Source organism: Cupriavidus phytohabitans (genome assembly GCF_017815025.1).
Classification (GTDB): Bacteria; Pseudomonadota; Gammaproteobacteria; order Burkholderiales; family Burkholderiaceae; genus Cupriavidus.
In genome coordinates this window covers 1-13,318 of record NZ_JAGIQB010000022.1, presented here as the reverse complement: position 1 = coordinate 13,318, position 13,318 = coordinate 1, and the positions used below count along the sequence as shown (strand labels likewise).

The 13,318-nt window shown below is 66.1% G+C and carries 11 protein-coding genes; 6 read left to right on the top strand and 5 right to left on the bottom strand.

Going from position 1 to position 13,318, the window contains the following annotated elements:
• Positions 1–2: 2 nt before the first annotated feature.
• The 3 genes from J8I34_RS16745 to J8I34_RS16735 are packed head-to-tail and all read right to left on the bottom strand — an operon-like array spanning position 3 to position 2,748.
• Entirely contained in the window at positions 3–1,073 is a 1,071-nt protein-coding gene (locus J8I34_RS16745; RefSeq protein ID WP_209806482.1) for an HlyD family secretion protein, read from the bottom strand.
• Positions 1,070–2,578 carry an efflux transporter outer membrane subunit gene (locus J8I34_RS16740; RefSeq protein ID WP_209806481.1) on the bottom strand — a complete coding sequence of 503 codons (1,509 nt, stop codon included), beginning with the start codon at positions 2,576–2,578 and terminating at the stop codon, positions 1,070–1,072. Before J8I34_RS16740 ends, J8I34_RS16745 begins: the two co-directional genes overlap by 4 nt.
• Entirely contained in the window at positions 2,578–2,748 is a 171-nt protein-coding gene (locus J8I34_RS16735) for a hypothetical protein (RefSeq protein WP_156914338.1), read from the bottom strand. The genes J8I34_RS16740 and J8I34_RS16735 overlap by 1 nt, the downstream gene beginning before the upstream one ends.
• 245 nt (positions 2,749–2,993) lie before the next feature.
• Here J8I34_RS16735 and J8I34_RS16730 point away from each other — a divergent pair, with 245 nt between their 5' ends.
• Entirely contained in the window at positions 2,994–3,635 is a 642-nt protein-coding gene (locus J8I34_RS16730; RefSeq protein WP_051320405.1) for a TetR/AcrR family transcriptional regulator, read from the top strand.
• A gap of 98 nt (positions 3,636–3,733) precedes the next feature.
• On the opposite strand, the gene fabI is transcribed toward J8I34_RS16730, so the two are convergent.
• On the bottom strand, positions 3,734–4,519 hold the full coding sequence (gene fabI, locus J8I34_RS16725) for an enoyl-ACP reductase FabI (RefSeq protein WP_029046402.1): 786 nt from the start codon (positions 4,517–4,519) through the stop codon (positions 3,734–3,736).
• 211 nt (positions 4,520–4,730) lie between these two features.
• On the opposite strand from fabI, the gene J8I34_RS16720 reads away from it, so the two are divergent.
• The 5 genes from J8I34_RS16720 to J8I34_RS16700 all read left to right on the top strand — a co-directional run bounded on the left by J8I34_RS16720 (position 4,731) and on the right by J8I34_RS16700 (position 11,587).
• Positions 4,731–6,620, top strand: a complete 1,890-nt coding sequence (locus J8I34_RS16720) for an extracellular solute-binding protein (RefSeq protein WP_209775794.1) — start codon at positions 4,731–4,733, stop codon at positions 6,618–6,620.
• Positions 6,621–6,661: 41 nt separating this feature from the next.
• Positions 6,662–7,711 (top strand): microcin C ABC transporter permease YejB, encoded by a 1,050-nt coding sequence (locus J8I34_RS16715; protein ID WP_029046404.1) that lies wholly within the window; start codon positions 6,662–6,664, stop codon positions 7,709–7,711.
• The gene (locus tag J8I34_RS16710; RefSeq protein WP_209775793.1) at positions 7,708–8,844 is read left to right on the top strand and encodes an ABC transporter permease; all 1,137 of its coding nucleotides are present in this window, start codon (positions 7,708–7,710) and stop codon (positions 8,842–8,844) included. Before J8I34_RS16715 ends, J8I34_RS16710 begins: the two co-directional genes overlap by 4 nt.
• Positions 8,841–10,508 carry an ABC transporter ATP-binding protein gene (locus J8I34_RS16705; protein WP_029046406.1) on the top strand — a complete coding sequence of 556 codons (1,668 nt, stop codon included), beginning with the start codon at positions 8,841–8,843 and terminating at the stop codon, positions 10,506–10,508. The genes J8I34_RS16710 and J8I34_RS16705 overlap by 4 nt, the downstream gene beginning before the upstream one ends.
• Before the next feature lie 398 nt (positions 10,509–10,906).
• Positions 10,907–11,587, top strand: a complete 681-nt coding sequence (locus J8I34_RS16700) for a C40 family peptidase (RefSeq protein WP_209806480.1) — start codon at positions 10,907–10,909, stop codon at positions 11,585–11,587.
• Between the two features lie 657 nt (positions 11,588–12,244).
• On the opposite strand, the gene J8I34_RS16695 is transcribed toward J8I34_RS16700, so the two are convergent.
• Complete coding sequence (locus tag J8I34_RS16695) at positions 12,245–13,258, bottom strand: IS110 family RNA-guided transposase (protein WP_209806503.1); 1,014 nt, start codon at positions 13,256–13,258, stop codon at positions 12,245–12,247.
• Positions 13,259–13,318 lie beyond the last annotated feature (60 nt).

Sequence of the window (13,318 nt, the reverse complement as noted above, 5' to 3'; positions counted from 1 at the left end):
GGTCACTGCGGCACCCTGACGCTGAGGTTGTCAGGCCACGGCGTGTTGGGATCGAGCTTGACCCACGCCACGCCCGGCACGCCGGTCTTGACCTGCTTCAGGTGCTTCTGGAGCAGGTCGCGGTCGATCTGCGCCTTGATGCGGAACATCAGTTTTTCGCGTTCGCTGGCGGTCTCGACGGTCTTGGGCGTGAACTGCGCGGTGCTGGCGACGAACGACACCCTGGCCGGGATCACATAGCCGGGCGCGGCGTCGAGAATGATGCGCGCTTCCGCGCCCAGCGGCACCCGCCCCGCGACCGTGGCCGGCAGGAAGAAGGTCATGTAGACGTCGGACAGGTCAACCAGGTTGAGCACTTTGCCGCCGGCGCCCAGCACTTCGCCGGGCTGGGCGATGCGGTACTGCACGCGCGCGTCGCGCGGCGAGGTCAGCTGGCTGTCGGCGATATCGGCCTGGATGCGCGCGACGGTAGCTTCGGCGGCCGTGATTGCCGAGCGCGCGCCGATCAGTTGGGCCTTGGCCGCTTCCACGGCGGCCTGTGCCGCGGCGACCTGGGCCTTCGCCGCGGCCAGCGCGGCCTGCGCGCTGCGCACGCGCGCACGGTCGTCGTCCAGTTCCTGGATCGACGAGGCGCCTTCGCGCGACAGCGTGCTAGAACGCGCCAGGCGCCGCTGCGCCGCGTCGAGTTCGCTTTCGCGCTGTGCCACCAATGCCTGCGCCGCGAGCTTGTCGCTCTGGCGCACCGCGACCTGCGCTTCGGCGCTGGTCGCGGTATTGATGGCCTGCTGCTGTTGCGCCCGCGCTTCGTCGCGCTGCGCTTCCAGTGTCTGGATCTGCATGCGCGCCAGCGGCGCCCCCGCGGAGACGAAATCGCCTTCGTTGACGAGGATGCTGTCGACGCGGCCGGCCAGCTTGGTGGCCACGTCGATCTGCGTGGCTTCGATGCGGCCATTGCCGCTGGCAAAGCCGGGACCGGGGCCGTCGTCGCGCATCGCGCGCCAGCCGTAGACGCCGGAGGCGATGGCCGCTGCGACGGCGAGCAAGGGGAGGAGTTTCTTGGCCTGGACCTTCATGATGAGGGCCTCTCGGAAGAGGTTGGAACGGAAGCACCGGCTGCCGCCGGCCCGGCGAAGTCGGCTGCGCCGCCGCCGAGCGCGGTGTAGAGGGCGACACGGCTCGACAGCAGCGCGCGGCGCGTTTGCACCAGAAGTTGCTGCGCGGCGAGCAGGTCGCGCTGCGCATCGAGGACTTCGAGATAGGGCGTGGCGCCATTGTCGTAGCGCAGCTTGGCCAGCCGCGCGCGCTCGGCCTGCAGGTCCAGCGTGGCTTGCAGGTCAGTGACTTGCCGGGCCAGCTGGGCGCGCGCATTGAGCGCATCGGAGACATCGCGGAAGGCCGACTGGATCGCCTTCTCGTACTGCGCCACGGCCTGGTCGCGCCGTACTTCTGCGAGCTGCAGGTTGCTGCGGTTGCGGCCGCCGTCGAAGATCGGCAGTGAAAGCGTCGGGCCGAAGCTCCAGGCGCGGTTGGGGCCGGTGAAGAGGTTGTCCAGTTCGAGGCTGGCCGTGCCGATCGAGCCGGTCAGTGCGATGCGCGGAAAGAATGCCGCGCGGGCCGCGCCGATATTGGCGTTGGCCGCCGCGAGCTGGTACTCCGCGGCGACGATGTCGGGACGGTTGGCCAGCAGGTCGGAAGGCAGGCCGGGCCGCACGTCGCGCACAACGTGGTCGTCATCGAACCGGTGCCCCGCTGGCGGCAGATCCACTGGCGCGCCGACCAGCAATGCGAGCGCATTGGCCTGCGCGGTGCGTTCCTGCTCCAGCTGCGCGCCCAGCGTGCGCGCTTGCCGCCACAGTGCCTCGACCTGCGTCAGGTCGAACTTGGAGGTGGATCCCAGCTCGTAGCGCCGGCTGAAGATGCGCAGCGATTCGGCGCGCGTGGCGATGGTTTCATCGGTCAGCGCGATGCGCTCGTCGAGCTCGCGCAGCACCAGGTAGCTGTTGGCGACCTGGCCCACCAGGCTGGTCGCGGCGGCCTGGCGCGCGGCGTCGGTGGCCAGGTAGTTCTGCAGCGCGGCGTCCTTCAGGCTGCGCACGCGGCCCCAGAAATCGAGTTCCCATGCAGTCATGCCGAGCCCGACCTGGAAGTCGTTCGCCGTTATCGGCTTGCCGGCCAGGCTGAAGTCGCGCGGGGTGCGCGAGCGCGTGGCGGCGGCGTCGAGGCCGATCGTCGGAAACTGGTCGGCGCGGCGGATGCCGTAGAGCGCCTGCGCTTCCTCCACGCGCAGCACGGCGGCGCGCAGGTCGCGGCTGTTATCCAGCGCCTGCTCGATCAGCGCTTGCAGTGTGGGATCGGTGAAGTACTCGCGCCAGCCGGTGGCGGCGCTGGCAGTGGCCTGGGTGTCGATCCTGCCGGCCTGCGCAAAAGTGGCCGGCACGGGTGCGGCGGGCCGCTCCAGCGGAGGTGCCATCGAGACGCATCCGGCCAGCGCGACGGCGGCAAGAGCAAGGAGGGGAGAGGCCGGATGCCGGCGGCGCCAGGGCGCTGAGTGGAGAGGTGAACGCAGGGGAGTGCCCATTACTCCGTCCTGCGGCGTTCCGCAAGTCGTTGGCTGCGGACCGGCACCGGCCGGCGTGCGCCGCGGCGGCGACGGATCACAGCGACCAGCGTAAGGCTGCCGAGCGCGGCGGGCGCCAGCGCATACGCCGTCAGGTCACCCAGCAGCGGAACAAGTTCCATGGTGGTCATTGTCTTTTCCCTGCAATTGCGTACAGGGAACACTGTAATCGACCAGGACGCGCCGGGAGCTTAATCGAAATCAACTACCGACCGGCCAGTCGGTAGTTACCCGCTGGTTTGGCGCAAACCGGCGGTGTAGAGTCGAAAGCGATGTCTGCCATGGCGCTTCTCCTGCACCCGGCCGCGGCCGGACTGCTTGGAAGCGGTTGCCCCCGGCATGGCCAGGCCAAATCCATTGCATCAAGGTTGCCGCCATGCCGAACCCGCTCCCTCAAGATCCTGCCGCCGCTACGCGAGCGGCGCGTCAGCGCCTGCCCGCCGACGTGCGCAACCGCCAGATCCTCGACGCCGCGCTGGCGGTGTTTTCCGAGCGCGGCTTCGAGGCAGCACGGATGGACGACATCGCCGCCTGCGCAGGTCTCTCCAAAGGTGGCCTTTACGCCCACTTCCGCAGCAAGGACAAAATCTTCGAAGCGTTGTTGCGTCGCGCGCTCAGCCCGTCAGACCTCGACCTTGCCGCGCTGTGGGCCGCATCGCCCGACATGCGCCACTTTGCCCAGGCTTTCGTCAACCGCATCTACGACGACCTGATGCGGCCGGAGGCATTGGCGGTGCAACGCCTGCTGGTGGCGGAAGGTACGCGCATTCCGCACCTGACCGCGCAATGGCAGCACGATACGGTCGAGGCACTGGTGGCACAGCTTGGGCGCGTGCTGGCGCGTGGCGTGGCGGAGGGAAGCTGCCGCGCAGGTGTCGCCACGCGCCACCCGTGGCTGCTGCTGGCGCCGGTGGCCTACCAGGTGCTGTGGCAGCTGGTGTTCGGCAAGGCCGATGCCGCCACGCTGCGATTGCGGCGGCGAGAGCATGTTGCCCTGGTGCGCGAACTGCTGGCCTAAGGCCGGCTGACGCGCGCGAGAATGGAAAATCTGCCAAAAAAAAGGCGCCATCCCTGGCGCCCCTGTCGATTCCGGCGCTGCGGCCGGCAGTTCTGCCGTCAGGCGTCCGCGACGCTCGCGCCGACGATATTGAAACCGCCGTCGACGTAGGTGATCTCACCGGTCACGCCGCTCGCCAGGTCGGACAGCAGGAAGGCGGCCACGTTGCCGACTTCTTCGATGGTCACGTTGCGGCGCAGCGGGGCGGCCTGCTCGAAGTGGCCCAGCAGCTTGCCGAAATCCTTGATGCCCGAGGCGGCCAGCGTCTTGATCGGGCCGGCCGAGATGCCGTTGGCGCGGATGCCGCGCGGGCCGACCGACGACGCCAGGTAGCGCACGCTGGCTTCCAGCGCGGCCTTGGCCAGGCCCATGGTGTTGTAGTTGGGGACCACGCGCTCGGCGCCCAGGTAGGTCAGCGTCAGCAGCGAGGCCTTGTCCGACAGCAGCGGCAGCGCGGCCTTGGCCAGCGCCGGGAAGCTGTAGGCGGAAATGTCTTGGGCGATGCGGAAGCCTTCGCGCGACAGGCCCTCGAGGAAATCGCCGGCGATGGCTTCGCGCGGTGCGAAGCCGATCGAGTGCACCAGCCCGTCGAACTTCTCCCAGCGCTGGCCCAGCGCGGCGAAGGTCGCGGCGATCTGCTCGTCGCTGCCGACGTCGCACTCGAACACCATGTCCGTACCGAATTCCTTGGCAAACTCGCTGATCCGGTCCTTGAACCGTTCGCCGACATAGGTGAAGGCGAGTTCGGCGCCTTCGCGCTTGCACGCGGAGGCAATGCCATAGGCGATCGAGCGGTTCGAGAGCAAGCCCGTGATAAGGATCCGCTTACCTGCCAGAAATCCCATAAGTTCTCCAAGGTGGTGTATCAGGCACGCTTCCTGCGTCCGCCGTGCGGCCGTGCGCGTGCCCTGGATGTTCTGCGGCCGTTTTATTGCGCCGCGCAGAGGGAATGTCCGGATGGCTGGCGCCACCCCGGACGCATGTAAAATTGTCTCATACTTGGCCCGGCCGCAGAACGCCGGGACCCCAGAGGTCATAGTGGAGGAATCCAACGGGATGCCTATTCAAGCACGTTGGCCGCTTCAGGCGGCATGGCAGTGCTTCCGGCGGGATGCGGTACTGCGGTTCGGGCTGGCGGCCATGCTGGCGGCGGGGGTTACCCTGGTCCCTTCCCCGGCCATGGCGGCGCATGGGTTCGCGTTGCACGGGGACCTGAAGTATGCGGAGAGCTTTCCGCATTTCGACTATGTCAACCCCAACGCGCCGGCTGGCGGCACGCTCACGCTCGCCAATCCGGACCGGCGCACCAGCTTCGACAAGTTCAACCCGTTCACGCTGAAGGGCACCTCCGCGCCCGGGCTCAATGCGCTGATGTTCGAGTCGCTGCTGGTCAGCAGCGCCGACGAGACCGCCAGTGCCTACGGCCTGCTGGCCGAGGACGTCACGGTCGCGCCGGACGAGCTGTCGGTCACGTTCCGCATCCGCCCGCAGGCGCGCTTCGCCAACGGCGACCCGGTGCTCGCATCGGATGTCAAACATTCTTATGACATGCTGATGAGCAAGGCGTCGAGCCCCGGCTACCGCAGCATGTGCACCGACGTGAAGGCGGTGGTGGTGACCGGCGAGCGCACGCTGCGCTACGACTTCAAGCAGCGCAACCGCGAACTGCCGCTGATCGTCGGCGCGCTGCCGGTGTTCTCGAAGAAGTGGACCGCCAAGGTGCCGTTCGAGAAGCTGACCTTCGAGCCGCCCATCACCAGCGGCCCCTACCTGATCGAGCGCTACGACGCCGGCCGCGGCATCATCTTCAAGCGCGATCCCAACTACTGGGGCAAGGACCTGGCGGTGCGTCGCGGCACCTTCAATTTCGCGCGCGTGGTCTACCGCCTGTACAAGGACGAGACCGCCAAGCTGGAGGCCTACAAGGCCGGCGAGTTCGATGCCATCGTCGAGTACCGCGCCAAGAACTGGGCCAAGAGCTACCAGGGCACGCGCTTCCGCAACGGCGAGCTGATCAAGACCGAATTCCCGCACCGCAATGGCGCCGGCATGCAGGGCTTCGTGATGAACATGCGCAAGCCGGTATTCCAGGACGTGCGCGTGCGCCAGGCGCTGATCCTGGCGTTGGATTTTGAATGGCTGAACCGGCAACTGTTCTACGGCGCCTACAAGCGGCTGGACAGCTGGTTCTCCAACAGCGAGCTGGCCGCCAGCGCCACCTTCGACGGCCGGCCCGGCCCCGGCGAGATGGCGCTGCTGGAGCCGCTGCGCGCCGAACTGCCGCCCGAGGTTTTCGGCCCCGACGTGGTACAGCCCAGCACCGCTCCGCCCCGGTCGCTGCGAGACAACCTGCGCCTGGCCCGGCGCCTGCTGGCACAGGCCGGCTGGACCTACACCGACGGCGCGCTGCGCAATGCCAAGGGCGACCCGTTGGTATTCGAGTTCCTGGACGATGGCGGTGCCATGAGCCGGGTCATCACCACCTATGTGCGCAACCTGGAGAAGCTCGGCATCCAGGTGCACCAGCGCACCACCGACTTTGCGCTGTACCAGAAGCGGCTGGAAGACTTCGATTTCGACATGGTGTCGATCCGCTTCCCCGATTCGCAGAGCCCGGGCAACGAACTGCGCGACCGTTTTGCCAGCGAGGCCGCGACTACGCCCGGCTCGGACAACCTGTTCGGGCTGAAGTCGCCGGTCGTCGACAAGCTGGTCGACAACCTGCTGCATGCCCATACCCGCCAGGAGCTGATCACCGCCGGGCGCGCGCTCGACCGGGTGCTGATGCACGGCTACTACATCGTGCCCAACTGGTACAGTGCGTCACACCGTGTGTCGTACCGCAAGGAGCTGGCGTATCCGGAGCGGCTGCCCTATTTCTATACGGCCGAAGGCTGGATCCTGAGCCAGTGGTGGCGCAAGGACGTCCAGCCGCAAGCGCGCTGACGCGTTCAGTGCAGATTAGCTAAAGGAACAAGGACCGGCCGATGCTTGCCTACCTGCTCAAGCGCATCCTGCTGATGATCCCGACGCTGATCGGCGTCATCACACTGACCTTTGTCGTCATCCAGTTCGTCCCGGGCGGCCCGGTCGAGCAGATGATGATGGAGCTGAAAGGGCGGGGCGGCGCCGGCGAAGCCAGCGGCGGCGGCGCCGAATACCGCGGGCGCCGCGGCGTCGACCCGGAGAAGATCAAGGAGATCCAGGCCCTGTACGGCTTCGACAAGCCGCCGCTGGAGCGCTACTTCCTGATGCTCAAGCGCTTTGCCCAGTTCGACCTGGGCCAGAGCTATTTCCAGCACCGCAGCGTGTGGGAGCTGGTCAAGTCCAAGCTGCCGGTGTCGATCAGCCTGGGTTTGTGGACGTTCTTCCTGACCTACCTGATATCGGTGCCGCTCGGCATCTCCAAGGCGATCCGGGCGGGCAGCCGTTTCGACGTGGTCACCAGCATCGTCGTGCTGGTCGGCTATGCGATTCCCGGCTTCGTGCTCGGCGTGCTGCTGCTGGTGCTGTTCGGCGGCGGCACCTTCGTGCAGTGGTTTCCGCTGCGCGGGCTTACCTCGGACAACTGGGAACAGCTGTCGCTGATGGGCAAGGTGATGGACTACCTGTGGCACCTGGTCCTGCCGATCACCGCCTCGGTGGTGGGCAGCTTCGCCGTGGTGACCATGCTGACCAAGAACGCCTTCCTTGAGGAAATCCGCAAGCAGTACGTGCTGACCGCGCGCGCCAAGGGCCTGGGCGAGCGCCGCGTGCTGTGGAAGCATGTGTTCCGCAACGCGCTGATCCCGCTGGTGACCGGCTTCCCGGCCGCCTTTATCGGCGCTTTCTTCACCGGCTCGCTGCTGATCGAGACGCTGTTCTCGCTCGACGGGCTTGGCCTGCTGTCATATGAGGCCGTGCTGCGGCGCGATTACCCCGTGGTGCTCGGCACGCTCTACCTGTTCACGCTGATCGGGCTGGTCACGCGCCTGATTTCCGACGTCTGCTACGTGCTGGTCGATCCCCGCATCCATTTCGAGGGCCTGCACCGATGAAACCCTTCTCGCACGCGGTGCCCAACGGCCTGCCGCACTCGCCCTCGCCGCGCCAGCGCGCCTGGCAGCGCTTCCGGCGCAACCGCCGCGGCTACTGGAGCCTGGTGATCTTCGTCGCCATCTTCGTGCTGAGCCTGGGCGCGGAGATGCTGTCGAGCAATCGCCCGCTGGTGGTGCGCTACAAGGGCGACTACTACTTCCCGATCGTCAAGACCTATCCGGAGACGACCTTCGGCGGCGACTTCCCGACGCCGGCCGATTATCTCGATCCGTTTATCCGCGACCGCATCACCTCTGACGACAACTTTGCGGTCTTCCCGCTGAACCGGTATTCGTATGACTCGCTGAACTACTTCGCCAAGGAGCCCAACCCGGCGCCGCCCTCGGCGGAGAACTGGCTCGGCACCGACGACCGCGGCCGCGACATCCTGGCGCGGCTGCTGTACGGCTTCCGCGTGTCGGTGCTGTTCAGCCTGGCGCTGACCGTGATCGGCGTGGTGATCGGCACGCTGACCGGGGCGCTGATGGGCTTCTTCGGCGGCCGCTTCGACCTGTTCTCGCAGCGTGCCATCGAGATCTGGAGTTCGATGCCCGAGCTGTACCTGCTGATCATCTTCGCCTCGATCTTCGAGCCCAGCCTGGCGCTGCTGATCATCCTGCTGTCGCTGTTCGGCTGGATGGGGCTGTCCGACTACGTGCGCGCCGAGTTCTACCGCAACCGCTCGCTGGACTACGTCAAGGCGGCGCGGGCGCTGGGCTTGTCCAATGGGCAGATCATGTGGCGCCATATCCTGCCCAACAGCCTGACCCCGGTGATCACGTTCCTGCCGTTCCGCATGAGCGCGGCGATCCTGGCGCTGACCAGCCTGGACTTCCTTGGCCTGGGCGTGCCGCCGACCACGCCCAGCCTGGGCGAATTGCTGGCGCAAGGCAAGGGCAACCTCGATGCCTGGTGGATTTCGCTGTCGACCTTTACCGTGCTGGTGGTGACGCTGATGCTGCTGACCTTTATGGGCGATGCGCTGCGCGATGCCTTCGACACCCGCCTGGGCCTGGCCGCGCTGCGTGGGCGGGTCGAACCCAAGGTTCCCGCCGGCGCGCCGGCGGCGCCGGCGCCGGGAGTCACGTCATGAGCGCAGTGTCGCCGCTGCTGCAGGCCGCGACCGGCCTCGCGCCCGCCGTCGTTCCGGCCCCGGGCTCCACGCTGATGTGCGTCGACAAGCTGTCCGTCACCTTCGGCCATGGCGAACATGCCACCCGCGCGGTGCGCGAGGTCAGCTTCGACCTGCGCGCCGGCGAGCGCTACGCGCTGGTCGGCGAATCCGGCTCGGGCAAGACTGTGACCGCGTTGGCCATGCTGCGCCTGGTGGAAGATGCCTACTACGACGGCGCGATCCGCTTTGAAGGCAAGAACCTGCTTGAAGTTTCCGACCGCGAGATGCGGGCAATCCGCGGCGCCGAGATCGCAATGATCTTCCAGGAACCGATGACGGCGCTGAACCCGCTGTACACCATCGGCAACCAGATCGTCGAAACGCTGGCGCTGCACGAAGGCCTGGACCGCCGCGCCGCGCGCGAGCGTGCCATCGCGCTGCTGGAGCGCACAGGCATCAGCGACGCCGCCCACCGTTTCGACAGCTTCCCGCACCAGCTGTCCGGGGGCCAGCGCCAGCGCGCCATGATCGCCATGGCGCTGGCGTGCCGGCCCAAGCTGTTGCTGGCCGACGAGCCCACCACGGCGCTGGACGTGACCATCCGCGCCCAGATCATGGACCTGCTGCGCGACCTGCAGGCCGAATTCGGCATGGCGGTGATGCTGATCACCCACGACCTGAACCTGGTGCGCTCTTTTGCCCAGCGCGTGGGCGTGATGGAGAAGGGTGTGCTGGTCGAGACCGGCGAGACCGCCCAGGTATTCGCCGCGCCCCAGCACCCGTATACGCGCAAGCTGATCGACAGCCGCCCGAAGCGCGAGGTGCTGCCGCTGGTGCCGCTGGCACCGGTGCTGCTGGAGGCGCGCAACCTGAGCGTCAACTACGCGCGCAAGCGCCGCGGCCTGGCCGGCTGGTTCGGCAAGGACCAGTTCGCGGCGGTCAAGGATGTCGATTTCCAGCTGCGCGAGGGCGAGACCATCGGCATCGTCGGCGAATCCGGCTCGGGCAAGACCACGCTGGCGCATACCGTGCTGGCGCTGCAACGCAAGGGCGCCGGCACTATCCATTTCCTTGGGCGCAGCTTTGACGACGCCACGCGCAAGGATCGCTGCCAGCTGCGCTCGCGCATGCAGGTGGTGTTCCAGGACCCGTTCGGTTCGCTGTCGCCGCGCATGACCATCGAGCAGATCGTCGGCGAGGGGTTGGCGCTGCACCAGCCTGGCTTGTCGCGCGAGGCCACGCGCGAGCGCGTGATCGACGCCCTGCGTGAAGTCGGGCTCGACCGCACCGCGCTGGGGCGCTATCCGCACGAGTTCTCCGGCGGGCAGCGCCAGCGCATCGCGATTGCGCGGGTACTGATCCTCAAGCCCCAGGTGCTGGTGCTGGACGAGCCGACCTCGGCACTGGACGTCTCGATCCAGCAGCAGGTGCTGGCGCTGCTGTCCCAGCTGCAGCACAAGTACAACCTCAGTTACCTCTTTATCAGCCACGATCTGGCGGTGATCCGCGCCATGGCCCACCGGGTGATCGTGATGAAGGCAGGGGAGGTGGTCGAAACCGGGGAAACCGAGGCGGTGCTCGGTGCGCCGCAGCATCCATATACCCGCAAGCTGATGGCCGCGGCGCAGGTTGGCGCGGCCTGACCGGCGCGCCTGGCAGCATCGCTTTTCACGCCGCCGGACTGGCGGCGTTTTGATATGCGCAATCCGATAAACAGGATGCAAAATTCGGCCTATATCGTTGATTCACAAGTCAAATCCGGCGAATTTGTAACGAACTTTGACATGTGAATGACAACCCTTTACCATCCCGCGAGTACTACTTTTGGGGGTGGTGTCTCCGGCGCATTGAATCGTGCACTGCACGTTGACGGTGCCATTGCCGGGCGGAGCGTGACGCAAAAGCGTCCTTTCTGCCTGGCGCGGATGTTGCGTTATGTCCTCCCCGTAGTGCCGGCGTGGTGCACACGCCGTACGCAGATACCCAGCAGCCCCGGACCTTGTGCCGGGGCTTGCTTTGGAAACGATCAACGGGAGAACCAATGCAGCGATCGGTACTTCATTCCCTGGCGCGCGCCGCCGTCGGAATTGCCATTGCCTGCGGTGCGACTGTGTCGAATGGAGTGCTGGCGGACACGGTGTTCAAGGACACCGACGCCCGTATCGATGCCACGGCCCCGGCCGCGGACTCGCATGCGGAAGGCAAGCGTGGCTTGCTGTCGTCGGTGGTGAATTCCACCAGCAACGTTGCCAGCAAGGCTGGCGACCTGGTCATGAACGCGCTGGGCCTGATCGGCGTGCGTTACCGCTTCGGCGGCAACAGCCCCGAATCCGGCCTGGACTGCAGCGGCTTCGTTCGCTACGTGTTCCATGACACCTTCGGCTTCATGCTGCCGCGCCGCTCTGTCGAAATCAGCCGTGTCGGCACCAACGTGGCGACAAGCGACCTGCGTCCGGGCGACCTGGTGTTCTTCAACACCATGCGCCAGACCTTCTCGCACGTTGGCATCTATATCGGCGACAACAAGTTCGTGCATGCCCCGTCCACGGGCAGCAAGATCCGTGTCGACGACATGCGCGCCGCGTACTGGGTCACGCGCTACAACGGCGCGCGCCGTATCGAGGACGATGGCAATAGCCGCAGCGAAACCCTCGGCGACATGGTCGAGACGCTCAAGCGCTACGACCCCAAGGCCGTACGCGCCACCATGTACGGCGGCTGAGCTTCACGGCGACGCTACCCATGAGAAAGGACTGCCGCGGCAGTCCTTTCTGTTTTGTGCGCCCAGCATGGGCGCACTCTTGTGGGTGCAAGTCCCACCGTAAGTTGATCACAGCGAACGAAGCGAAGCGCAACTGCGAAAGGGCGACCGATCGTGGGGAGGAAGCGTGAAGCGAAGCTGCGAGCCGAGGGACACGAACCGGATAGAAGGCGGTGCCGACCAGGACGAGCGGGCAAAAAGCCGCGAAGTTCTCGTGATCAAGGGGAGGCGGCGTAAATCCGGCGGCTGCGCAGCGAAGGAGTGCGTTCTTACCTGGGGAGATCTCGCCTCATGCCTGAAAGGGCAACGGCGTCGAGCCGGAGCGAGAAGTCATGTATGGACGCCCCCGGTTTGCCAAGCTTCGCGCGTCGTCGACGGTGAGAAGGGGATTGCAGCCATGTATCCGGACTTAGTCGGGCACATGCTCGCTGGTCCCTGATGGAATCCGCTGGCCGGCTCCTCTATCAGCAGAGCGCACTCGAGGTGCCCTGACTTCCTGCGGGTTGTGCCGGCCACGGTCTGACCTATCCTGCCATCAATCTGCGTATCTGCCTGAGCAATCTTTGGGGGGAGTTCTCCAGGGTCGGATTGGTTGAATGCGTTATTTGTCTGCCGTCGCTACGCGGCTGTGCCGGCCGTGGCTGGCGAGAAGCCTGATTCGTACTCCCGGTCGCATGCAAGCAGTGCCCAGACGATTCGTGCGTTCTTGTTCGCCAGAGCGACGGCAGCGATGTTGAGGTTCCGTCTTCCCAGGAGCTTGTGCAGCCATGGATTACTGCGCTGATCCGGCTTGCTCTGAAACGCCCTGACGGCGGATCGTGCCCCGTGGATGAGCAAGGTTCTCAGATAGGTGTCGCCACGCTTGCTGATGCCGAGTAAGGTCGTCTTGCCGCCGCTGGACGACTGGGCGGGTACGAGGCCCATCCAGGCCGCGAGTTGCCGGCCGTTCTTAAAGTTCTTAGCGTCCCCGACCGTAGCCACGAGCGCGCTCGCGGTAATCGGGCCGATGCCAGGAATCTTCTCGAGCTTGCGACTTGCTTCGCTGTTGCGATGCGATGCCTTGATCTGGGCCTCGAGCTCGGCGACTTGGATATCAAGTTCTTTGAGGTGATCGAGCAGGCGCTCGATCACCAGCCGAAAACTGCCAGGCAGCTCATTGCTGGCGTCTTCGATAAGTTCGCGCACACGGCCGAAAACGTGGGTCAGGCCCTGCGGCACGACGAGACCGAACTCGGCCAAGAGTCCGCGGATTTGGTTGGCCTGGGCGGTGCGTGCACCGACGAAGCCCTGGCGCACCCGATGCATCGCCAGCACGGCCTGCTGCTCGACGTTCTTAAGAGGCACGAAGCGCATGTTGGGCCGCGCGACCGCTTCGCAGATCGCCTCGGCATCGGCCGCGTCGTTCTTGTTGGTCTTGACGTAGGGCTTGACGAACTGTGGCGCCATCAGCCTGACAGTGTGACCAAGTGCCTGCAGCTTGCGCGCCCAGTGGTGGGCGCCGCCACAGGCTTCCATCCCAATCAGGCACGCAGGCAAATTGGCGAAGAAGGTAAGCACTTGGTCTCGCTTGAGCTGCTTCTTCAATACGGTCTTGCCATGTCCGTTGATGCCATGAACCTGGTCGGGTAGCAGTAGCGCATTGCTGCGCCACCGCCCCCTAAGAACCGGACGTGCGAGTCACCCCGCATCCGG